16 protein-coding genes and 4 tRNA genes are annotated in these 22,061 nt (G+C 68.4%); 13 read left to right on the plus strand and 7 right to left on the minus strand.

What is annotated here, in order from left to right:
- Positions 1-31 precede the first annotated feature (31 nt).
- The 6 genes from ABD134_RS02575 to ABD134_RS02600 form a co-directional block, all read right to left on the minus strand.
- Positions 32-1,765 (minus strand): ABC transporter substrate-binding protein, encoded by a 1,734-nt coding sequence (locus ABD134_RS02575; RefSeq protein WP_344226447.1) that lies wholly within the window; start codon positions 1,763-1,765, stop codon positions 32-34.
- 45 nt (positions 1,766-1,810) lie between these two features.
- A tRNA-Leu gene (locus ABD134_RS02580) sits at positions 1,811-1,895 on the minus strand.
- 140 nt (positions 1,896-2,035) lie between these two features.
- Positions 2,036-2,512, minus strand: a complete 477-nt coding sequence (gene bcp / locus ABD134_RS02585; RefSeq protein WP_344226449.1) for a thioredoxin-dependent thiol peroxidase — start codon at positions 2,510-2,512, stop codon at positions 2,036-2,038.
- A gap of 92 nt (positions 2,513-2,604) precedes the next feature.
- Complete coding sequence (locus tag ABD134_RS02590) at positions 2,605-4,167, minus strand: M23 family metallopeptidase (RefSeq protein WP_344226451.1); 1,563 nt, start codon at positions 4,165-4,167, stop codon at positions 2,605-2,607.
- Between the two features lie 317 nt (positions 4,168-4,484).
- A tRNA-Lys gene (locus tag ABD134_RS02595) sits at positions 4,485-4,557 on the minus strand.
- Between the two features lie 97 nt (positions 4,558-4,654).
- Positions 4,655-5,224, minus strand: coding sequence for a hypothetical protein (locus ABD134_RS02600; protein ID WP_344226452.1), 570 nt, complete (start codon positions 5,222-5,224; stop codon positions 4,655-4,657).
- A 109-nt stretch (positions 5,225-5,333) separates the two neighbouring features.
- Here ABD134_RS02600 and ilvD point away from each other — a divergent pair, with 109 nt between their 5' ends.
- The 11 genes from ilvD to gltX all read left to right on the plus strand — a co-directional run bounded on the left by ilvD (position 5,334) and on the right by gltX (position 20,291).
- Complete coding sequence (ilvD, locus tag ABD134_RS02605; RefSeq protein ID WP_344226453.1) at positions 5,334-7,091, plus strand: dihydroxy-acid dehydratase; 1,758 nt, start codon at positions 5,334-5,336, stop codon at positions 7,089-7,091.
- Positions 7,092-7,452: 361 nt separating this feature from the next.
- Complete coding sequence (locus ABD134_RS02610) at positions 7,453-9,324, plus strand: acetolactate synthase large subunit (protein WP_344226455.1); 1,872 nt, start codon at positions 7,453-7,455, stop codon at positions 9,322-9,324.
- Between the two features lie 3 nt (positions 9,325-9,327).
- Positions 9,328-9,840, plus strand: a complete 513-nt coding sequence (ilvN, locus tag ABD134_RS02615) for an acetolactate synthase small subunit (protein ID WP_344226457.1) — start codon at positions 9,328-9,330, stop codon at positions 9,838-9,840.
- A 58-nt stretch (positions 9,841-9,898) separates the two neighbouring features.
- Positions 9,899-10,930 (plus strand): ketol-acid reductoisomerase, encoded by a 1,032-nt coding sequence (gene ilvC / locus ABD134_RS02620; RefSeq protein ID WP_344226459.1) that lies wholly within the window; start codon positions 9,899-9,901, stop codon positions 10,928-10,930.
- Positions 10,931-11,159: 229 nt separating this feature from the next.
- Positions 11,160-12,758: a phosphoglycerate dehydrogenase gene (serA, locus tag ABD134_RS02625; protein WP_344226461.1), complete on the plus strand. Its 1,599-nt coding sequence runs from the start codon at positions 11,160-11,162 to the stop codon at positions 12,756-12,758.
- Positions 12,759-12,812: 54 nt separating this feature from the next.
- A complete protein-coding gene (locus tag ABD134_RS02630; protein ID WP_344226463.1) occupies positions 12,813-13,673 on the plus strand; it encodes a hypothetical protein in 861 nt (286 codons plus the stop codon).
- A 9-nt stretch (positions 13,674-13,682) separates the two neighbouring features.
- A complete protein-coding gene (gene metG, locus ABD134_RS02635; protein ID WP_344226465.1) occupies positions 13,683-15,329 on the plus strand; it encodes a methionine--tRNA ligase in 1,647 nt (548 codons plus the stop codon).
- Positions 15,330-15,402: 73 nt separating this feature from the next.
- Positions 15,403-16,530, plus strand: a complete 1,128-nt coding sequence (locus ABD134_RS02640; RefSeq protein ID WP_344226467.1) for a 3-isopropylmalate dehydrogenase — start codon at positions 15,403-15,405, stop codon at positions 16,528-16,530.
- Between the two features lie 121 nt (positions 16,531-16,651).
- Positions 16,652-17,776, plus strand: coding sequence for a branched-chain amino acid aminotransferase (locus ABD134_RS02645; RefSeq protein ID WP_344227623.1), 1,125 nt, complete (start codon positions 16,652-16,654; stop codon positions 17,774-17,776).
- Positions 17,777-17,811: 35 nt separating this feature from the next.
- Positions 17,812-18,615: a fumarylacetoacetate hydrolase family protein gene (locus tag ABD134_RS02650; protein ID WP_344226469.1), complete on the plus strand. Its 804-nt coding sequence runs from the start codon at positions 17,812-17,814 to the stop codon at positions 18,613-18,615.
- 116 nt (positions 18,616-18,731) lie between these two features.
- Positions 18,732-20,291 carry a glutamate--tRNA ligase gene (gltX, locus tag ABD134_RS02655; RefSeq protein WP_344226471.1) on the plus strand — a complete coding sequence of 520 codons (1,560 nt, stop codon included), beginning with the start codon at positions 18,732-18,734 and terminating at the stop codon, positions 20,289-20,291.
- Here gltX and ABD134_RS02660 read toward each other — a convergent pair.
- Positions 20,288-21,655 carry an APC family permease gene (locus ABD134_RS02660; RefSeq protein WP_344226473.1) on the minus strand — a complete coding sequence of 456 codons (1,368 nt, stop codon included), beginning with the start codon at positions 21,653-21,655 and terminating at the stop codon, positions 20,288-20,290. The genes gltX and ABD134_RS02660 overlap by 4 nt on opposite strands.
- Positions 21,656-21,805: 150 nt before the next feature.
- Here ABD134_RS02660 and ABD134_RS02665 point away from each other — a divergent pair.
- Together ABD134_RS02665 and ABD134_RS02670 are read left to right on the plus strand one after the other, a co-directional pair.
- Positions 21,806-21,877, plus strand: a tRNA-Gln gene (locus ABD134_RS02665).
- Positions 21,878-21,991: 114 nt separating this feature from the next.
- Positions 21,992-22,061: transfer RNA gene (locus ABD134_RS02670), tRNA-Glu, on the plus strand.

The following is a 22,061-nucleotide window of genomic DNA, read 5'->3' on the forward strand; positions in this document are numbered from 1 at the left end:
GGTGTCAGATAGGGGTCTGCCCTTGACTTTACTACCGGCGCGGACCGCTCCGATCCACAGGGACGATCCGGTCGAAACGCTCGTCCAAGACTGGAGAAGTCGGGTAGGAGACCAGCGTGTGTCCCGAGGCGACCGCGGAGATCGGATACACCAGGGGCAGGGCGGGCAGGTCCAGTGCCAGCGATTCCGCACTGCGCCGGTACAGGGTTGTGCGGGTCTCGGCATTCCTGCTGGACACGGCCTCGGCCAGAGTCTCGACCACGAACGGGTTCGAGTAGCCGAATTCGGCGGAGTGACTGCCGAAGAGCGGCTCGAGGAAATGGTGGGGATCGCGGTACTCGCCGGTTCGGCCGGACAGGTGGAAGGCCCGGCCGGTGTCCGAGTTGAGCCGGTCAAGATAGCCGTCCTCCCACCGGACGGGAACCGGTTCCAGGACAAGACCAACGTTCGCCAGGTCCTCGGCGATCCGGGCATACACGGGTTCCGGGGAGGGTAGGTAGGGCCGTGACGTTTCCACGGGGTACAGGAATTCCAACGGTTCACCGCGGTACCCGGCCAATTCCAGCAGCTCCCGGGCCTTTGAGACGTCATAACCGTAGGTCGTCAATTCCGGGTGGGTCACCCCCAGGGATGGCGGGACGAACTCGTCGGCCCGTGAAGACCCCGCCAGGAAATAGTTCTCAGCCAGAGCCCTTCGATCGAGGGCATGCGCCACGGCCTGGCGGACATACAGCTGGCCCAGGATCGGATGCTGGGTGTTCATCCCCAGGTACAGGACGGAGAAGGGATCCCGTTGGAGCACCTGCGCACCGCCCTGCACCAGGGGGCGCAGGGTGGACGGGGAGACGTAGTCGAAGGCATCGAGGCGCCCGCGGCGCAACTCCCGGAGCCGTTGCTGGGCACCGGTGATCATCGACAGGGTCACCGGCCCGACGGCGGAGGGACCGTCACGGTAGTCCGGGTCGGCTTCCAGCACCAGCAGGTGCTCCCCGGTGGGCTCGTCGGCACCATCGGTCTGGCCGGCCCCGTCTGCCGGTGCAGCGCCCCAGCGGAACGGGCCGGTCCCTGCCGGTCGGGCCTCCGGGAGCTCGCCGGGCTCAGTCTCGGCCAGGGCACGGTCGAACTCGACCCATGAACCGGGCGAGCTGAGGCCGAACGGCGGGGAGGTGAGCGCTGCGGCGAGGAAGACGATCGGTTCGGACAGGACGAGGGACACCGTCCGTTCACCGACGGTCTGGCACTCGACGTAGCGGCACTGCTCGTCTCCGGCATAGCCCCCGAAGACGGAGGCGAAGGCCAGACGGGGCAGCCGGTCCAGTCGGTCCTGCCCCAGGAGTCCGGGCAGCCGGGCCCACCGTTCGAAATTGGCTGCGACAACTTCGGCGGTCAACGCGGTGCCGTCATGGAATTCGACATCCGGGGTAAGGGAGAAGGTGTAGCGCAGACCGTCATCGGTGACGGTCCAGTCACTGGCCAGGTGGGGAATCGGGGCACCTGTGTTGTGGTCGACCCCGAGGAGCGTCTCCAGGACCTGGCGCGTGCTGCGATGGGACTCGGCGTCCACGGTGAGGGACGGGTCCAGCGATTGGGGCCGGGCCGGAACGCCGATGGTCACGGGCACCGTGGCCGGAGCGGGGGGCGTTGACGGCGGCAGACTGGAGCTCGCCGGTGCGGATTCGCTGCGGATCTGGGCCGCGCACCCGGTCATCGGCAAGACGAACGCCGCCGCCAGGGACGTGATGACGGTGCGGCGCGAGATCTCCACGCGTCCGGGCCTCCCTGAAACTGAGGTGAAAGGGTCTGGTACTTCTGGTGCGGGCGGGGGGACTTGAACCCCCACGTCCGAAGACACTGGAACCTAAATCCAGCGCGTCTGCCAATTCCGCCACGCCCGCAGGTTCCCGCTGACGGGAACAACGGACCATCATACCCGCTGGGGTGGACGCGGAACCGTCGTGTGCCTGAGGTGGCGCGGACAGGAAGGGCCGGCAGCGCTGACGCCTCCGTGACGCGCCCCGGGGGCGTCCTGTGGGACTCAGGTGAGGTTGAGATCCCGGCGGAGCTTGGCCACATGTCCCGTCGCCCGGACGTTGTACTGGGCCAGTTCCACGGTGCCGTCGGCTCCGACCACCACAGTGGAGCGGATCAGGCCTTCGTAGGTCCGCCCGTAGTTCTTCTTCTCTCCCCAGGCGCCGTAGGCCGCAGCCACGGCGTGGTCCTCATCGGAGAGTAGCGGGAAGGCCAGTGACTCGGCCTCGGCGAATTTCGTCAATTTGGCCGGCCCATCGGGCGAGATGCCCACCACTGCGAAGCCCTCTGCCGTGAATGCCGCGAGGTTGTCGCGGAAATCGCAGGCCTGGGTGGTGCAGCCTGGCGTGGCAGCGGCGGGGTAGAAGTACACGATGACGCGCTGGCCGGCGTAGTCGGCGAGGGAGACGGTGTTGCCTTCCTGGTCGGTGAGGCTGAAGGCGGGGGCCGTGTCGCCCGGGGCGAGTCGCTGCTGATCAGTCATGCGCACCACTGTAGGGCTTCTGCCGACGTGCGCCGTCTCCGGGCGAGCCGGCGGAAAGCCGTCGGTCCAGGTTCCCACCCCGACGTCGGTGCTCAGGAAGTCGCTGGCGCTGAGGTGGCCGGCATAGCCGCTGTGAGGAAGTCCTCATCCGAACATGCGGGGAGGGATTCCAGCCAGGCGGTGCTGGGGTCCACCTCCGCCAGGCGGCGTGCATCCACGTGCTCGGGCTCGCCAGCCGCGCTCAGTACGGCGATGACCTCCGTCAGCACAGTGTCGATGGTGATGTCCACGCCGCCGTCGAATTCGTCCTCATTCAGGTCCACGCACCAACGGGCCGCCTCAGACTCGTCCAGGGATTCCGGAAGGGCCGGAGCCTCAGGGGCGGGCGCTGGGTCGCTGGGCGCCGTCACTGGCGGCTCGGGCGACGGGGTTGCCGATGGCTTCGGCGGCTGCGTCGGAGCGGGTGCCGGGGTAGACGGCGACGGCGTGGGCTCCGGCACGGTCGGAGACGGTGTGGGCGTGGGTTCCGCTGTTGGTGTGGGTGTTGGAGTAGTCGGGGGAGTGCGAGTGGGGGCAGGCGTCGAGGGCTTGGCGGTGATACTCGGCTGCGGAGCCGTCGGCTTGGACGGCTTGGACGGCTTGGTCGGCTCGGGCTGTGCAGCGGCAGGCGGAGTCGCGGGCCGTTCGGGTGCCTTCGCCGGCGGGGCGTCGGGCCGAGGCGTCCTGGACCCGTTTCTGCCGCTCTCCTGAGTGCTCTGCTTCTGCCCTTCCTGCTTCTGCTGGTCGGAACGGCCGGCCTCAGAGGTGGAGTCCCTCGTGCCGGACGCGATACTGGTCGGCGGGGCCGTCGTCGGATTGCCGTGGGACGCGTTGCGGATGCGATTCAGATCCGCCGGGGTGAGGGCGGCCGGCTGGCCCGCCACGGCCGGCAGCACGAGGGACGGATCCAGATACCGGCCGTCCAGGGTGATGCCGAAGTGGACATGGCAACCGGTGGAGTTGCCGGTCGTCCCGGCCAGGGCGATCACGTCACCTCGGGTCACTCGGTCGCCGGCGGAGACCAGGAGCACCGAGTTGTGATGATAGGCGCTGGCCAGGCCGTCTCCGTGGTCGAGGTCGATCCGCAGTCCGGACGTTCCCCGGTCTGCGGCGAAGCGCACGGTGCCATCCGCGGAGGCGCGGACCGGAGTGCCACAGGCCACCGGGTAGTCCTGACCGATGTGGAACTGCATGGCTGGACCGACGTTGGTCGGGTTGACGCGCCAGCCGAAGGCTGAGCTGAGTGAGATGGGCCCGGACACGGGATGGTCCATCACCACCTTGATACCGGGGACCGCGCCTCGATGAGCCGAAGCCGGGACGTGGCCGGAGGTGGCGTCAGCGGACCCGGTCCGTTCCTGCAACGTCTGCTGCTGTGTGGCCGAGAGGACGACGAAGGATCCGGGGTAGGCGCTCTGGGCGGTGGCAAAGGAACCGTTCACCGCTGGAGCGAGACCCCCGGGGGAGCCGCCGTCGGAAGGGCCTGCCGTGGCGGGGGCGAGCGAACTGGGAAGGAGGAAGGTCGATGCTCGTTGCGCATCCTGGCCTTGGGTGGGGTCCGTCGCGGCCGCCGATGCGGTGGAGGGAAGCTCCGTCCCCAGTGACGGAAGTGCCATTGACGTGCCCACCCCTCCGGAGACCGCCAGCAGAACCAGTGCCGTTGTTGCAGCACCAGCAGGTGCCCATCCATGCTTCACGATCCGGTGTACCTCGATCTTCCCTCATCGCAGCGACTGTCGATAGCCGATAGCGTGGCACGCTTTGGACACGGGAGGTAGACCTGAAGGTGAACGGACAGTGCTCCGGGCGTGTCGGTTCTCACAATGATGCCGGCGGCGCCTTGGTGGGAGCGCTCGTGCCGGTGACAGAGAGGCCGGGATCCAGCCGGAATGCAGAAGGGCCCCGGTCCTGTGACCGGGGCCCTTCTTGTGGGTGCACCCCCCGGGACTCGAACCCGGAACCCATTGATTAAGAGTCAATTGCTCTGCCAGTTGAGCTAGAGGTGCCAGTTGTTTTGGACCGATAAACGGTCCGTGCAACGAGGAAAAACTTTAGCAGAGAACCGTGGTGGACGCGAAATTGGCAGAGGCGTGGCCTTCGCCACTACGGGCGGTGGTCTCCGGACGCGGTCGGTTCAGGGGCTCCGCCGGTCTCATCGCCGGCCTTCCCGTTGCCGGCGGTCTCACCCGTCTCGGCGTAGTAGGACTCCAGGGTGTCCATGAAGTGGGACATGAACTGGTGGAAGTCCTCGGCGTCCTCCTCCTGCTCCAGGATCAGGGTGCCGTCGTCGTTGTCCTCCTGCCCCGGACCGGGCCTGAGCGCGGCGAGGTGGGCCCGCAGGTTCTCCGGTAGCGGCACCCGGGGCGCCCCGGAGACATCGAACCAGGTCCGGAAGCCGGTCACGGTCTCGACCTGGTAGCCGGTGCCCGTGTCCGCCAGGGTGGCCACATTGCCCAGGGCCACCGTCGCGATGGACGTTTCGGCCGGCACCTCCGGCAGTGCGTCCAGGTCAACGGGGCACAGCAGCAACTCGAGGGGCTGCCGGCGGTAGCCGATCGTCCAGGGATTGCCGGCGCCGGAGGGTTGCGCGTAGACCAGATTGAAGTCGCCGTGGTTGAACACACGGGTATCGAAGACCCCGCGGAGCAGGTGCTTCAGGTCTTCGCCGTCCATGGGCTCAGTCTACGGACAGCCGTGGATCGGGGAGCAAACATGCGCGTGGGGTGCCGTATGCGGTGTCACGTGGGGACCGACGGTGGCGGGCGGTCCTAGGATGTTGCCCATGACCACCCCCACCGCAGACACCACCCTTCCCGGCGGTTCGGAGGGCGGAGGCAACTCCGGCGCCTCCACCCCGGACATCAAGCCCCGCTCCCGCGCGGTCACCGACGGAATGGAGCGCGCCCCCGCACGCGGAATGCTCCGTGCGGTCGGCATGGGCGACGAGGACTTCGCCAAGCCCCAGATCGGCATCGCCAGCTCCTGGAATGAGATCACCCCGTGCAACCTCTCCCTGGACCGCCTCGCACGGGCCTCGAAGGAGGGTGTCCACGCCGGTGGCGGCTACCCGCTCGAGTTCGGCACCATCTCGGTGTCCGACGGCATCTCCATGGGCCACGACGGCATGCACTACTCGCTCGTGTCCCGTGAGGTCATCGCCGACTCCGTGGAGACCGTGATGCAGGCCGAAGCCCTGGACGGCTCCGTGCTGCTGGCCGGCTGTGACAAGTCGCTGCCGGGCATGCTGATGGCCGCCGCCCGCCTGGACGTCTCCAGCGTGTTCATCTATGCCGGTTCCACCATGCCCGGGTACGCGACCCTGGAGGATGGCACGGAGAAGCAGGTCACCCTGATCGACGCCTTCGAGGCTGTGGGTGCGTGCGCCCGCGGATTGATGAGCGAGAAGGACCTGGACACCATCGAGCGCGCCATCTGCCCGGGCGAGGGCGCCTGTGGTGGCATGTACACGGCCAACACCATGGCTTGCATCGGGGAGGCACTCGGCATGTCCCTGCCCGGCTCCGCCGCCCCGCCCTCGGCCGACCGGCGCCGCGACGCCTTCTCCCGCAAGTCCGGCGAGGCCGTCGTCAACCTGTTGCGCCTGGGCATCACCTCGCGGGACATCATGACCATGAAGGCCTTCGAGAACGCCATCGCCGTGACCATGGCCTTCGGCGGTTCCTCCAATGCGGTGCTGCACCTGCTCGCGATCGCCCGTGAGGCCGGCGTCGACCTCACCCTCGACGATTTCAACCGCATCGGTGACAAGGTCCCGCACTTGGGCGACCTGAAGCCGTTCGGTCAGTACGTCATGACGGACGTGGACAAGGTCGGCGGTGTTCCCGTGGTCATGAAGGCCCTGCTGGACGCCGGACTCATCCATGGCGACGCCCTGACCGTCACCGGCAGGACTGTGGCCGAGAACCTGGCGGACATCACTCCTCCAGACCTGGACGGCACGGTCCTGCGCGCCCTGAACAACCCGCTGCACCACAACGGTGGCCTCGCCGTCCTCAAGGGGTCCCTGGCCCCCGAGGGCGCGGTGGTGAAATCTGCTGGTTTCGACGCCGACGTCTTTGAGGGCAACGCCCGCGTCTTCGAGCGCGAACGCCAGGCCATGGACGCACTCGAGGCAAACGAGCTGCAGGCGGGCGACGTCGTCGTCATCCGCTACGAGGGCCCCAAGGGGGGCCCCGGCATGCGCGAGATGCTGGCCATCACCGGTGCCATCAAGGGTGCCGGCCTCGGCAAGGACGTCCTGTTGCTGACGGACGGTCGCTTTTCCGGCGGTACCACCGGCCTGTGCATCGGCCACGTGGCCCCGGAGGCGTCCGACGCCGGCCCCATCGCGTTCGTGCGCGACGGTGATCGGATCCGCGTGGACATCGCCGCCCGAACGCTGGACCTCCTTGTCTCAGAGGAGGAGCTGAAGGCTCGCAAGGACGGCTGGGAGCCGATCCCGCCGAAGTTCACCACCGGGGTGCTCGGCAAGTACGCCAAGCTCGTGCACTCCGCCGCGGAGGGCGCCTATCTCGGCTGACTGTCCAAGGACCGGACACCCGTCTCACGATGTGAGATGGGTGTCCGGTAGATTGACACCGTAAGCACCCACTCGGGGATACTGGTCGCATGTCCAACACACGACTAGTCGTCGTTATCCAGCGCCTGGCCTGAACCACGGTTCGGTACGGCGGGTTCGCCCGCTGCCAGGCGCGAAACCCCGAGTAGGCCAACCGGCCGCCGTCGGGGTTTTTTTGTTGGGGAAGCGGAACGAAGCCGGCCATCACATCGGCTTCACTGGTTTCTCCGCCAGCAGGCGGACGACCCGGGGGACACCCGGGCCGGGCACCCAAGGGGCTTTGAGTAGCCATCGGACTAGCAGTGACGAAGAAGGCACAGCAATGAGCAACGGATCTCGCATCACCCCGTCGGTGATGCCGTCCCACACGGCCCGTGACAAGCGGGACAGGAACGAGTCGCCGGCCGACAGTCTGGTCCCCGGCCCCAACCGGGTCGTCGAGCCGGTGCAGATGACCGGATCAGAGGCGATCGTGCGGGCGCTGGAGGAATTGGGCGTGACGGATGTCTTCGGGCTTCCGGGCGGAGCCATCCTGCCGACCTACGACCCGTTGATGGACTCCACCACCATCCGCCACATCTTGGTGCGCCACGAGCAGGGCGCGGGTCACGCCGCACAGGGCTACTACCTGGCGTCGGGCCGGCCCGGCGTGGCGATTGCGACCTCGGGTCCCGGTGCCACCAACCTCGTGACGGCCATTGCGGATGCCCACATGGACTCCCAGGCCTGCGTGTTCATCACGGGTCAGGTCGCCTCGACGGCCATCGGCTCCGATGCTTTCCAGGAGGCGGACATCGTCGGCATCACCATGCCGATCACCAAGCACTCCCGGCTGATCACGAAGGCTGCCGACATCCCCCAGGCCATGGCCGAGGCCTTCCACATCGCCACCACCGGCCGTCCCGGCCCCGTCCTGGTGGACGTGGCCAAGGACGCCCAGCAGGCGATGATGGAGTTCTCCTGGCCCCCGAAGCTCGACCTGCCGGGCTACCGGCCGGTGGTCCGCGGTCACTCCAAGCAGGTGCGGGAGGCGGCCCGGCTCATCCAGCGGGCCGAGCGTCCGGTGCTCTATGTGGGCGGCGGCGTCTCCCGCGGCCACGCCAGCGTCGAGCTGGCCGAGCTCGCCGAACTCACGGGCGCGCCGGTCGTGACCACCCTGACGGCGCGCGGCGTCTTCCCGGACTCCCATGAGCAGCACCTGGGCATGCCGGGCATGCACGGTTCCGTGGCCGCCGTCTCGGCACTGCAGATGTCCGACCTGCTGATCACGCTCGGGGCCCGCTTCGACGACCGCGTCACGGGCCAGCTGGACTCCTTCGCGCCGAAGGCCAAGGTCATCCACGCCGACATCGACCCGGCCGAGATCTCCAAGAACCGCACGGCGGACGTGCCGATCGTGGGCTCCGTCAAGGAGATCATCCCCGAACTCAGCGATGCCGTGCGGGACACCCATGCCGAGGCCGGGAAGCCGGACCTGGCCGAGTGGTGGACTGTGCTGAACCGACTCCGCGAGACCTACCCGATGGGCTACACGCCCACCGAGGACGGCCTGATGAGCCCTCAGAAGGTCATCGAGCGGCTCTCGGAGCACTCCGGGTCCGAGGCCGTGTACGTGGCCGGGGTAGGCCAGCACCAGATGTGGGCCAGTCAGTTCGTCCAGTACGAGCGCCCCCACCAGTGGTTGAATTCCGCCGGCCTCGGGACCATGGGCTTCGCGGTGCCCGCAGCCATGGGAGCCCAGGTCGGCAACCCGGACCGCGTCGTCTGGGCCATCGACGGGGACGGCTGCTTCCAGATGACCAACCAGGAGCTGGCCACGTGCCTGATCAACAAGATCCCGATCAAGGTGGCGATCATCAACAACTCCTCGTTGGGCATGGTGCGCCAGTGGCAGACCCTGTTCTACGAGTCGCGCTACTCGAACACGGATCTCAACACAGGGCACGACACCATTCGGGTGCCCGACTTCGTGAAGCTCGCCGAGGCGTACGGCTGCGTCGGCCTGCGGTGCGAGAACGAGGCAGACCTGGACGCCACGATCGAACAGGCCCTGGCGATCAACGACCGCCCGGTGATCGTCGACTTCGTGGTCTCCCGTGACTCCATGGTGTGGCCGATGGTCCCCTCCGGCGTGGGCAACAGCGAGATCCAAGTGGCCAAGGACATGACCCCGGACTGGGACGAGGAGGACTGACCCATGGCACGACACACGCTGTCCGTATTGGTGGAGGATGTGCCGGGCGTGCTGACGCGCGTCGCCAGCCTCTTCGCCCGCCGGGCCTTCAACATCCATTCCCTGGCCGTGGGCACCTCGGAACTTGAGGGGCTGTCCCGCATCACCGTGGTGGTGGACGCCGAGGGCGACCTGCTGGAGCAGGTGACCAAACAGCTGAACAAGCTTGTCAACGTCATCAAGGTCGTCGAGCTCTCGTCCGGTGGCTCAGTCCAGCGCGACCACCTGCTGGTCAAGGTCCGCTCCGATGCAGCGTCCCGGTCCCAGGTGGTCCAGGCCGTCGAGCTCTTCCGCGCCTCCGTGGTGGACGTCTCCACGGATTCGGTGACCATCGAGGCGACGGGCGCGGCCGACAAGCTGTCCGCCCTGCTCGAGGTCCTGGAGCCTTTCGGGATCCGTGAGCTCGTTCGCTCCGGCACTATCGCCGTCGGGCGTGGGGGCAAGTCGATGACCGACCGCGCCCTCCCCAAGAGCTGAACCCAGAACCACCCCAAACCATCTCATCCAACAGACATCCACAACGAGGAGATTTCCTGTGACGACCACCAAGTACTACGAAGACGACGCCGACCTGTCGATCATCCAGGGCCGCACCGTCGCCGTCATCGGCTACGGCTCCCAGGGTCATGCGCACTCCCTGAGCCTGCGCGATTCCGGCGTCGACGTCCGCATCGGCCTGGCCGAGGGCTCGAAGTCCCGTGCCAAGGCCGAGGCCGAGGGCCTGCGCGTCGTCTCCGTGGCCGAGGCCGCTGCTGAAGCGGACCTCATCATGATCCTGACCCCGGACCAGGTCCAGGGCGCGGTCTACAGCGAGCACATCGCCCCGAACCTGCAGGACGGCGACGCCCTGTTCTTCGCCCACGGCTTCAACATCCGCTTCGGCTACATCCAGCCCCCGGCCGGAGTGGACGTCGCTCTGGTCGCCCCGAAGGGCCCGGGCCACGTGGTCCGCCGCGAATTCGAGGCAGGCCGCGGCGTGCCGGCGCTGGTCGCCGTGGAGCAGGATGCCACCGGCAACGCCAAGAACCTGGCCCTGGCCTACGCCAAGGGCATCGGCGGCACCCGCGCCGGCGTCATCGAGACCACCTTCACCGAGGAGACCGAGTCCGACCTCTTCGGTGAGCAGGCCGTGCTCTGCGGTGGCGCCTCCCAGCTGGTCCAGTACGGGTTCGAGACCCTGACCGAGGCCGGCTACCAGCCGGAGATCGCCTACTTCGAGGTCCTGCACGAGCTCAAGCTCATCGTGGACCTCATGGTCGAGGGCGGCATCGCCAAGCAGCGCTGGTCCGTCTCCGACACCGCTGAGTACGGCGACTACGTCTCCGGCCCGCGCGTGATCGACCCGTCCGTCAAGGAGAACATGAAGGCCGTGCTGGCCGACATCCAGGACGGCACCTTCGCGAAGCGCTTCATGGACGACCAGGCCGCCGGTGGCCCCGAGTTCAAGAAACTGCGTGCCGCCGGGGAGGCGCACCCGATCGAGAAGACCGGCCGCGATCTGCGCCAGATGTTCTCCTGGCTGAAGGACTCCGACGACGACTACACCGAGGGCACCGCGGCCCGCTGATCGAGCGCGCACCACTGAACACTCTCAGTCGACTTCGCGTGGGTCATCAAGCCCAGAACCCACGCGAAGTCGACTGAAAGCGTTGGTGAGGGGCCGTCGTCGTCCCTCTGGCCGGTCAGCGGGCCGCGATGCGGTCTGCCGCCGACCACCCCTGCCTACCCCTAGAATCGAAACGGCCGACCCGAGCCAGCGCGGTCGGCATCCCTGACTACCCGAAGGTGATCGACCCGTGTCTGAGACCAAGCCCGTTGTCCTCATTGCTGAAGAACTCTCCCCGGCCACGGTGGACGCGCTCGGTCCGGACTTCGAGGTCAGGACCACGGACGGTGCGGACCGCGCTCAACTGCTGGCCGCCCTGCAGGAGGCCAACGCGGTTCTGGTCCGCTCGGCCACGAAGATGGACGCTGAGGCCATCGCGGCCGCACCGAACCTGAAGGTCATCGCCCGGGCCGGAGTCGGGCTGGACAACGTGGACACGAAGTCCGCCACCCAGGCCGGCGTCATGGTCGTCAACGCCCCGACCTCCAACATCCTCTCGGCCGCGGAACTGACCTGCGGCCACATCCTCGGGGTGGCCCGCAACATCGCCCCGGCCAACCGTGCGCTCAAAGGTGGCGAGTGGAAGCGGTCCAAGTACTCGGGAGTCGAGCTCTACGAGAAGAAGCTCGGCATCATCGGACTGGGCCGGATCGGCTCACTGGTGGCCGAGCGCATGCGCTCCTTCGGCATGGAGATCCTGGCCTACGACCCGTACGTCACCTCCGCCCGCGCTCAGCAGATCGGTGCCCGGCTGCTGTCCCTCGACGAGTTGCTGGCCGAGTCGGACTTCATCACCATCCACATGCCGCGGACCCCGGAGACCCTCGGCATGATCTCGGACGAGCAGTTCCGCATCATGAAGGACACCTCCTTCGTGGTGAACGTCGCCCGCGGCGGCCTGATCGACGAGGACGCCCTGCACCGCGCCCTCGAGGCGGACATCATCGGCGGCGCGGCCATCGATGTCTTCTCTTCCGAACCCGCCGTGGACCTGCCGTTCTTCGCCCATGACAACGCCGTCGTCACCCCGCACCTGGGTGCCTCCACCGAGGAGGCCCAGGAGAAGGCCGGTGTGTCCGTGGCCAAGTCCGTGCGCCTGGCGCTGGCCGGCGAGCTCGTCCCGGACGCCGTCAACGTGGCCGGCGGGGTCATCCACGAGGACGTCCGTCCCGGCATCCCGCTGGCGGAGAAGCTCGGCCGCATCCTCACGGCCCTGTCCACGGGGGACTCGCTCACCGTGGTGGAGCTCGAGGTCGCCGGTGAGATCGCGGACAAGGACGTGAAGTCCCTGCAGCTGGCCGCCCTCAAGGGCGTGTTCACGGACGTCGTCTCCGACCAGGTCTCCTACGTCAACGCCCCGGTCCTGGCCGAGCAGCGCGGCGTCGAGTCCCGGTTGACCACCACCGCCGAGTCCCCGGCCTACCGGAACACCGTCACCGTCAAGGGTGCCACCTCCAACGGCACGCAGATCTCCGTGGCCGGCACACTGACCGGGCCGAAGCAGGTACAGAAGGTCGTCGGCGTCGACGGCTACGAGCTCGAGGTCCCCATGGCGGAGCACCTGCTCGTGTTCCGCTACACCGACCGTCCGGGCGTCATCGGCACCATCGGCCAGGTCCTCGGCGACGCCGGCGTCAACATCGCCGGCATGGATGTGTCCCGCCAGGAGGAGGGTGGAGAGGCCTTGGCGCTGCTGACCCTGGACGCCACTCTGCCGTCCGGCGTGGCCGAGGAGCTCGGCAACGCCATCGGTGCCTCGAAGGTGGCCGGCATCGACCTGGAGGACTGACCCTCCCAGCGTGTCCTTCATCACGCTCTCATCCGCGGATGCTTGACTTCTGCCATGCAGAAGACTCGAGCCCCAGGACATCCCGAGGCCCCGGAGGCCCACGGGATGCCCGAGGCCCACTCTGGCGCACGGGGCGGGGACAGTAGACCGTGGTGGCGGCCCGCCCTGTGGTGCCTGCTCGCCGCCGGGCTGGTGCTGGTCATCCTCTCCGCAGTGATGCCCCTCGTCCTGGGGGCTGGCGCTGTGGACCGCACCTCCCCGGTGCGGGTGTTCTTCGACGTGGCAGGGGAGCGCAACCTGCCGACCTGGTGGAACGCGGGCCTGCTGTTGGTGGCCGGCGCCCTCAGCCTCAGTGTCGGACTGCTGCGCCGCCCCACGCGCCTGGACGGCCGCGGTGGTTGGGCCGCGTGGTCCGGGTTGGGCGCCCTGCTGGCCCTGATGTCCCTGGACGAGTTCACCGGCATCCACGAGCGGCTGGACGGGCTGTGGCGGCGTCTCGTGGGGGACAACCCGCTGCCGGCCTTCGAGTGGCTGATGCTGGGCGTACCGGTGGCCGGCGCCGTCGTCGTCTTCCTGTGGCTGTGTGCCCGCGTGCTGCCGGCCCCGTCCATGGCGTTGTATGTGCTGGGCATCGTGGTGTTCTTCCTCGGGGCGCTCGGTGCCGAGGCCGTGGTGGTGGCGGCCGGGGTGCCGCTGGACTCTTGGGCCTACGTGGCGAGCTACCACGTGGAGGAACTGCTCGAGTTCACCGGCTCTGCCCTGTTGGTCGTCGCGCCACTGGCGTCCTTCCGGCTGGCCTCCGGCGCGAAGGCCGATGCGCAGACCAGCGGACCCTCCAGCGGGCTGGAACTGACGTGGCACGCCGGCCGGAGGCGGGGTAGCGAACCGACCCGGCCGGCGTCGGCGATGCGGTAGATTCGACAGGTGACTTCTCCGGATGCCGAGCCCCAGAACCAGACCCCCGAGCGGGAGCCGTACTATCTGACGACCGCCATCTCGTACCCGAACGGTGAGCCGCACATCGGGCACGCCTACGAGTTCGTGGGCACGGACGTGATGGCCCGGTTCCAGCGGCTGGACGGCAAGGACGTGTACTTCCTCACCGGCACAGACGAGCACGGTCAGAAGATGCAGCAGACGGCACAGGCCGAGGGCATCACGGCCCTGGAGCTCGCCACCCGGAACTCCGCGGCGTTCAAGGCGGTCGATGACGAGGTGCTGGACATCTCCTACGACCGGTTCATCCGCACCACGGACGCTGACCACACCGTGGCTGTCCAGGAGATCTGGCGCCGCATGGAGGCCTCCGGGGACATCTATCTGGACCAGTACGCCGGCTGGTACTCCGTCCGGGACGAGCGCTTCTTCGGGGAGGACGAGACCGAGGTCCGCCCAGACGGGAAGCGCTATGCCACCGAGACCGGCACCGAGGTGACGTGGACGGAGGAGGAGAGCTACTTCTTCCGGCTGTCCCAGTACCAGGACCGGCTGCTCGAGCTGTACCGCACCAGCCCGGACTTCGCCGCGCCGCAGTCCCGGTTCAACGAGGTCATCCGCTTCGTCGAGTCAGGCCTGGAGGACCTGTCCATCTCCCGGACCTCCTTCGATTGGGGGATCGAAGTCCCGGCACCCGCTGAGGGCTCCGGCAATCGGCCCACGCAGGACCACGTCATGTACGTGTGGGTGGACGCCCTGACGAACTACCTCACCGGTGCCGGCTTCCCGGCGGAGGACTCGGAGCAGTTCCGCTTCTGGCCCGCGGACCTGCACGTGATCGGCAAGGACATCTCTCGGTTCCATTGCATCTTCTGGCCGGCCTTCCTGATGAGCGCCGGGCTCGAGCTGCCCCGGCGAGTCATGATCCACGGGTTCCTCAACAACAACGGCGAGAAGATGTCCAAGTCGCTGGGCAACGTCGTCGGTCCCGCGGAGTGGGTCGAACACTACGGCCTGGACGCCGTGCGGTTCTTCCTGCTGCGCGAGTTCCCCTTCGGCGCCGATGGCTCGTACAGCCACGAGACCGTCGTCGGTCGCAAGAACGCGGACCTGGCGAACAACCTGGGGAACCTCGCCCAGCGGTCCCTGTCCATGGTGGCCAAGAACCTGGACGCTGCGGTGCCCCAGCCGGGGGAGTACACATCGGCGGACCGCGCGCTGTTGGACGCAGCCGCCGGTCTGTTGGACACGGCTCGCGCGGACTACGGCGTTCAGGACTACCATCACGCCCTCGAGGTCACCTGGGGGCTGCTGGGGGACGCCAATGCCTACTTCGCCGAGCAGCAGCCCTGGGTGCTGCGCAAGACCGACCCCGCCCGGATGGCTACGGTGCTCTACGTGACCCTGGAGACCGTGCGCCGCGTGGCCCTGCTCGTGCAGCCGGTCATGCCGGGATCCGCCACGAAGCTGCTGGATCTCCTGGGCATCGCGCCCAGCGGCGACGCCGGCCGCACCGGCGCCTCGGGCGCCGGCCCGCGCTCCTTCGCAGGCTGGGACGAAGCCCTGGTCCCGGGCAGCTCCCTGCCCGCGCCCCAGCCGGTCTTCCCGCGGCATGAGGAGCCCGCCGCCGACTAAGGCAGTTGTCCACCATGTGGACGGCCAGACCACATGGTGGACGCTTGGGAGCGTGTCGGCCTAGCCTGTCGCCATGGACCACACCACCTCCGCCTCCGCTCCGTCCGCTACCACGTCCGGTGCCGCACCAGCCGGAACTGCCGCCGCGCTGGACCTCGCCGTCATCGGCGGCGACGGGATCGGCCCGGAGGTCACCGCCGAGGCCCTCAAGGTCATGCGCGCGGCCACCGCTGTCGCCGGCGATGCCGAGATCACGGCCACGGAGTACACCCTCGGGGCCGCCCATTGGCTCACGACGGGGGAGACCCTCACCGATGAGTCGCTGGAGCAGTTGCGCGGCCATGACGCCATCCTGTTCGGTGCCGTCGGTGCGGCCCCCAACGACACCCGGATCCCCTCCGGGCTGATTGAACGCGAGCTGCTGCTCAAGCTCCGGTTCTCGCTCGACCACGGAGTGAACCTGCGTCCCTCCCGCCTCTACCCTGGCGTCCCGAGCCCGTTGGCCCATCCCGGGGACATCGACTTCGTGGTGGTCCGTGAGGGCACCGAGGGCCCCTATGTGGGCAACGGCGGTGCCATCCGGACCGGCACCCCCCAGGAGATCGCCACGGAGGTCTCCATCAACACCGCCTTCGGCGTGGAGCGCGTGGTCCGCCATGCCTTCGCCCTGGCCGCCACCCGGGATCGCCGCCACGTCACCCTGGTGCACAAGCACAACGTCCTGGTCCACGCCGGCCACCTGTGGCGCCGCACCGTGGAGGCCGTGGCCGCCGAGCATCCGGATGTCACCCACGACTACATGCACGTCGATGCCGCCACGATCTTCCTGACCACGGATCCGGCCCGCTTCGACGTCATCGTGACGGACAACCTGTTCGGTGACATCCTCACGGACCTCGCTGCGGCCGTCACGGGGGGCATCGGCCTGGCCGCCTCCGGCAACGTCAACATCTCCGGCACCGCGCCATCCATGTTCGAGCCGGTCCACGGGTCTGCCCCGGACATCGCCGGCCAGCAGAAGGCCGATCCGACGGCGGCCATCCTGTCCGGCGCCCTGCTGCTCGAGCACGCGGGCCACCCCGAGGCCGCCCGCCGCATCAACGAGGCCGTGTACGCGGACATCGCCTCGCGCGGCAGAGCGGATGGCGCGACGGCTCGGAGCACCGCCGAGATCGGTGACGACATCGCCCGCTCCGTCTGAGGGGTGGCGGCGCCAGTCAGCACCCGGCCGGCTGCCGGCACCCGACCGCCGGCCGTCACCACCCCGGGAGCCGGCGGGTTCTATGATGGATGCACCCGATGAGAAAGAAGTTGCCGTGACCATGGAATTCGCCCGCCATCCCCATCCCTCGCCGATCGCCGAGGAGCGGCGCCGGGAGATCCTGGTCAGCCCCGGCTTCGGGGAACACTTCACCGACCACATGGTCTCCATTGACTGGACCCGGGCGTCCGGGGAGGCCGCAGCGGTGTCCGCTGCTCCCCACAGCGGGGGAGAGTGGCATGACGCTCGCCTCGAACCGTTCGGCCCACTGTCACTCTCTCCGGCAGCCGCCGTATTCCACTATGCGCAGGAGATCTTCGAGGGCCTCAAGGCCTACCGGCATGACGACGGCAGCGTGTGGACCTTCCGCCCGCAGGCCAACGCCGCACGGCTCAACCGGTCCGCCCGCCGCCTGGCGCTGCCGGAGCTGCCGGAGGAGGTCTTCCTGGAGGCGTTGCGCGTGCTGGTCTCCACGGACCAGTCCTGGGTCCCCGACGGTGACGGCCAATCGCTCTACCTGCGCCCCTTCATGATCGCCACCGAGGAGTTCCTCGGCGTGCGGCCGGCCAACGAGGTGGGCTTCAAGGTCATCGCCTCCCCGGCCGGCAACTACTTCGGTGGTGAGCTCAAGCCCGTGTCCATCTGGGTGTCGCGAGAGCTGGCCCGTGCCGGCCACGGCGGAACGGGTGCCGCCAAGTTCGGGGGCAACTACGCCGCTTCGCTGGCGGCCCAGCTCGAGGCCTCGGCCCACGGCTGCGACCAGGTCCTGTTCCTGGATCCTGTCCGGGACAACGCTGTCGAGGAGCTCGGCGGCATGAACGTCTTCTTCGTCTTCGCGGACGGCAGTCTGGTCACCCCCGAGCTGACCGGCACCATCCTCGAGGGCGTGACGCGCTCCTCGGTGATCCAGTTGGGCCGTGATCGTGGCATGGACGTGGCCGAGCGCACCATCACCGTCGAGGAATGGCGTGCGGGTGTGGCCAGCGGCGAGATCACCGAGGTCTTCGCCTGCGGCACGGCTGCGGTCATCACGCCGATCGGCACTCTCGTGGACGGCGAGGACTCGTTCACATCGCCGGAGGTCGATCCAGCCACGTCGGTGGCGCTGGACATCCGCCGGGAGCTGCTGGACCTGCAGACCGGCCGTGGTGACGACCGGCATGGCTGGCTGTACCGGCTGGCGTGATCCGGCGGGCCGTTCCGCTGCCCTAGTCTGGTGGCATGCGCATTGCCCGATTTGTTGTAGACGCCGAACCTCAGTACGGACTCGTCGAGGGGGAGGCGGATAACCCCCAGGCCGACTCGGAGGACCTCGAGGTCGTGGTCCTCCACGGGGACCCGTTCTTCCAGGGCATCCAGCCCACCGCCACGCGCCACCGTCTGGCGGACGTGCGCCTCGTGGCCCCCATCATCCCCCGGTCCAAGATCGTGGGTGTGGGGCGCAATTGGGCGGACCACGCCTCCGAACTCGGCAACGCCGTCCCGGACAGCCCACAGTTCTTCCTCAAGCCCAACACGTCCGTGGTGGGACCGGGAGAGCCAGTCACCCTGCCGAGCTGGAGCGATCAGATCTCCTATGAGGCCGAGTTGGCCGTGGTCATCGGCACCATCTGCAAGGACGTCCCCGCCGAACGCGTGGACGATGTGGTCTTCGGCTACACGGTCGGCAACGATCTCACCGCCCGGGACGCGCAGAAGTCCGACCTGCAGTGGGCCCGCGCCAAAGGCTTCGACGGTGCCTGCCCCCTCGGGCCATGGATCGAGACCGGCCTGTCCAGTGCGGACACCGAGGACCTGGGCATCCGGATGGAACTGGACGGCGCCGTTGTCCAGGACGGCCGCACCTCGGGCATGGTCTTCGGCGTGAAGGAGATCGTCTCCGCCGTCTCCCAGGCCTTCACCCTGCTCCCCGGTGACGTCATCCTCACCGGGACGCCGGCCGGCGTCGGTCTCGTGGAAGGCGGGCAGCGGACCGAGGCGACCGTGGAGGGCATCGGTACCCTCACCACGGTGTTCCGCCGCTGACGCCGTCCCAGCACCTCGGTCTGCCCCGGGGAGGGAACCGGCGGTGGGCCCCGCAGTGGCAGCCGGACCGCCCGTGACGAGAAGGCGGCGGGGGCCACACTAGAATGGTGGCCATCATGAGCCCTGAAACCCGACCGGCCCCTGCCGATGTTCCCGCTGTCCCCGCCGAGACGCCCGTCCGTGTCCGCTTCTGTCCCTCACCCACCGGAACCCCACACGTCGGGTTGATCCGCACGGCCCTGTTCAACTGGGGCTGGGCGCGCCACACCGGCGGCAAGATGGTGTTCCGCATCGAGGACACCGACGCCAAGCGCGATTCGGAGGAGAGCTACCAGCAGTTGCTGGAGGCCATGGACTGGCTCGGCATCGACTGGGACGAGGGCGTGGAGGTCGGTGGACCGCACGGCCCCTACCGGCAGTCACAGCGGGCCGACCTCTACCAGGAGGTCATCACCAAGCTCCGGGACGCCGGGTACATCTACGAGGCCTTCTCCACGGCTGACGAGGTCGAGGCCCGGCACCGGGCCGCCGGCCGGGACCCGAAGCTGGGCTACGACAATTTCGACCGCGAGCTGTCGGAGGAGCAGAAGCAGGCTTTCCGGGCGGAGGGCCGGGAGCCGGTGCTGCGCCTGCGCATGCCGGACACGGACATCACCTTCACGGACACCGTCCGCGGTGAGATCACCTTCCGGGCGGGCTCCGTCCCGGACTTCGTGGTGGTCCGTGCCGACGGGAACCCGCTGTACACCCTGGTGAACCCCGTGGACGACGCACTGATGGAGATCACGCACGTGCTGCGCGGTGAGGACCTGCTCTCCTCCACGCCACGCCAGATCGCCCTCTACCGTGCCCTCTACGCGGTGGGCGTGGCCCGGTACATGCCGGAGTTCGGGCACCTGCCCTACGTCATGGGCGAGGGCAACAAGAAATTGTCCAAGCGTGATCCGCAGTCGAACCTCTTCCTGCACCGTGAGCGCGGCTTCATCCCCGAGGGGCTCATCAACTACCTGGCCCTGCTGGGCTGGTCCCTCTCCGCGGATGAGGACATCTTCACCCGCGAGCAGTTCATCGAGGCCTTCGACATCCACCAGGTGCTGGCCAATCCCGCCCGCTTCGACGAGAAGAAGGCCACGGCGATCAACGGCACCCACATCCGGATGCTGGACGCCGCCGACTTCCGTGGCCGGCTGGTGCCGCACCTGCAGGCTGCGGGGCTGGTGGGAGAGTCCCTGACCGACCGGGAGAACGAGATCCTCGACGCCGGTGCCCCCCTCGTCCAGGAACGCATCGCCCTGCTGGGGGAGGCCGTGGACATGCTCGCCTTCCTCTTCCGGCCGGATACGGACATCAGGACGGTGGACGGGGCCCTGAAGGGCATGCCCGCCGATCTCCCGGCGGCCCTGGCCGCGGCCCGGGCCGGCCTGGACGGGATCGACGCCGGCTCGTGGACCGTTGAGGCCATCGAGGCCGCCCTGCGTGCCACATTGATCGGCGGCCTGGGACTCAAGCCGCGGCAGGCCTTCGGTCCCGTGCGGACCGCAGTGTCCGGCAAGAAGGTCTCGCCGCCGCTGTTCGAGTCCCTGGAGATCCTGGGCAAGGACTCGACCCTGACGCGCCTGGACCGGTTTGCGGCTGAACAGGCTGAGCAGCGGGCGGCGGCCACGCCGGACACCTAGGGCGCCCGGCGGGATCCATCTGCTGAGCCCTCCTCAGAGTCCTTGTCGGTGGAGTGCTCGCCGTGTGCCTGTCGGCGCCAGGCGGCCAGGCCGGCGAGCACCGCAGCCAGGGCGAGGAACGGCAGACCGAGTCGCCAGACCTCGCCCTCGACCTGGGTGGTCAGGCCGATGCAGGTGACGATCCCGGCCACGGGTAGGAACGCTGGGACCCGGAAGTGGCGCCGGTCCACCGGGTCCCGCCGCAGCACGAGCACGGCGGCGTTGACCGCGGTGAACACCACGAGCAGCAAGAGCACCATGGTGCCCGCCAGGATCTCCAGCGTGCCGGTCAGCGCGAGTGCCAGGGAGAGGCCGGTGGTGGCGATGATGGCCACCCAGGGAGTCCGCCGTTGCGGCAGCAGACGGGTCAGCACGGCCGGCAGGAGCCCATCCCGGGCCATGCCGTAGGCCAGGCGTGAGGACATGATGCCGGTCAGCAGGGCTCCGTTGGCCACCGCTACGAGGGCGATCACACTGAAGAGGACTGGCGGGATGAATCCGGCGGCCGTGACCACCTGGAGCAGGGGAGCAGAACTCTCGGCCAGTTCCGCCGTGGGGATGACGGCCGCGGCAGCAGCTCCGACAAGTGCGTAGACGACTCCCGCCACGACCAGGGCGCCGAAGAGTGCCCGGGGGTAGGACCGGGCCGGGTCCCTGGTCTCCTCGGCGATGTTCACGCTCGTCTCGAAGCCCACGTAGGAGTAGAAGGCGAGGACGGTGCCGGCCAGGACGGCGGGCAGTGGACCATGGTCCTCCGTGCCCAGCTCTGTCAGCCGGCCGAGATCCCCGTCGCCGCGGGCCACGACGATGATGCCGAGGACGACGACCAGGATGAGCCCCGAGACCTCGATGATGGTGGCCACGCGGTTGGCACCCAGCGACTCGGAGATGCCCCGTGCGTTCAGGGCGGCCAGCAGCCCCAGGAAGACCACCACGACGAGGGCCGTGGGCAGCGTGACGAACTCGGTGAGGTAGTCGCCGGCGAAGCCGAGCGCCAGGGTGCCCACGGACACGATGCCGGCCGCGAGCATGCAGAATCCCACCAGGAAGCCGATGAAGGGGCCGAAGGCGCGCATGGTGTAGTGGGCGGAGCCTCCGGCGCGCGGATACTTGGTGGCCAGCTCGGCGTAGGAACCGGCCGTCAGCAGGGCCAGGACCAAGGCCACCACGAGGGGGACCCAGACGGCTCCGCCCGCAGTGGCGGCGATCTCGCCGGCCAGGACGTAGACGCCCGCGCCGAGGACATCACCGAGGATGAAGAAGAAGAGCCCAGCGGTGGTGACCGTGCGGCGCAGGGAAACAGGCTGACCAGAGGATGCTGTCATGGACACACTGTAGGCATGGAGGAGTCTGTGTGGCGCCCGTTTTGTCATTGGGGCGGAACGTCGGTATAGTAAACACCCGTGCCGGAGTGAGTCCGGCATGCATGGCGCAAGATGGGGTTCGGGCCACTGGACCTTCTCCTTGACAGCCATTGGGGTATGGTGTAATCGGCAACACAACGGTTTCTGGTACCGTCATTCTAGGTTCGAGTCCTGGTACCCCAGCGGAGTCCATCGGTTCGGTTTCGATCGATTTGGTGGAATCTCCCAGAGTGTGAAATACTACTGGGGTTGCCCAATCGGAAACGCCGCATGGCAGGACGGTTGAGCGACGGTGACGGCCCCATCGTATAGCGGCCTAGTACGCTGCCCTCTCACGGCGGTAACGCGGGTTCGAATCCCGCTGGGG

Source organism: Citricoccus alkalitolerans, assembly GCF_039528175.1.
Classification (GTDB): Bacteria; Actinomycetota; Actinomycetes; order Actinomycetales; family Micrococcaceae; genus Citricoccus; species Citricoccus alkalitolerans.

Coding starts and splice junctions, on each gene's coding strand:
- bcp (WP_344226449.1), bottom strand. CDS start 2,512: ATGACTGATCAGCAGCGACTCGCCCCGGGCGACACGGCCCCCGCCTTC.
- ABD134_RS02590 (WP_344226451.1), bottom strand. CDS start 4,167: ATGGCACTTCCGTCACTGGGGACGGAGCTTCCCTCCACCGCATCGGCG.
- ABD134_RS02600 (WP_344226452.1), bottom strand. CDS start 5,224: ATGGACGGCGAAGACCTGAAGCACCTGCTCCGCGGGGTCTTCGATACC.
- ilvD (WP_344226453.1), top strand. CDS start 5,334: ATGACCACCCCCACCGCAGACACCACCCTTCCCGGCGGTTCGGAGGGC.
- ABD134_RS02610 (WP_344226455.1), top strand. CDS start 7,453: ATGAGCAACGGATCTCGCATCACCCCGTCGGTGATGCCGTCCCACACG.
- ilvN (WP_344226457.1), top strand. CDS start 9,328: ATGGCACGACACACGCTGTCCGTATTGGTGGAGGATGTGCCGGGCGTG.
- ABD134_RS02630 (WP_344226463.1), top strand. CDS start 12,813: ATGCAGAAGACTCGAGCCCCAGGACATCCCGAGGCCCCGGAGGCCCAC.
- ABD134_RS02640 (WP_344226467.1), top strand. CDS start 15,403: ATGGACCACACCACCTCCGCCTCCGCTCCGTCCGCTACCACGTCCGGT.
- ABD134_RS02645 (WP_344227623.1), top strand. CDS start 16,652: ATGGAATTCGCCCGCCATCCCCATCCCTCGCCGATCGCCGAGGAGCGG.
- ABD134_RS02650 (WP_344226469.1), top strand. CDS start 17,812: ATGCGCATTGCCCGATTTGTTGTAGACGCCGAACCTCAGTACGGACTC.
- gltX (WP_344226471.1), top strand. CDS start 18,732: ATGAGCCCTGAAACCCGACCGGCCCCTGCCGATGTTCCCGCTGTCCCC.
- ABD134_RS02660 (WP_344226473.1), bottom strand. CDS start 21,655: ATGACAGCATCCTCTGGTCAGCCTGTTTCCCTGCGCCGCACGGTCACC.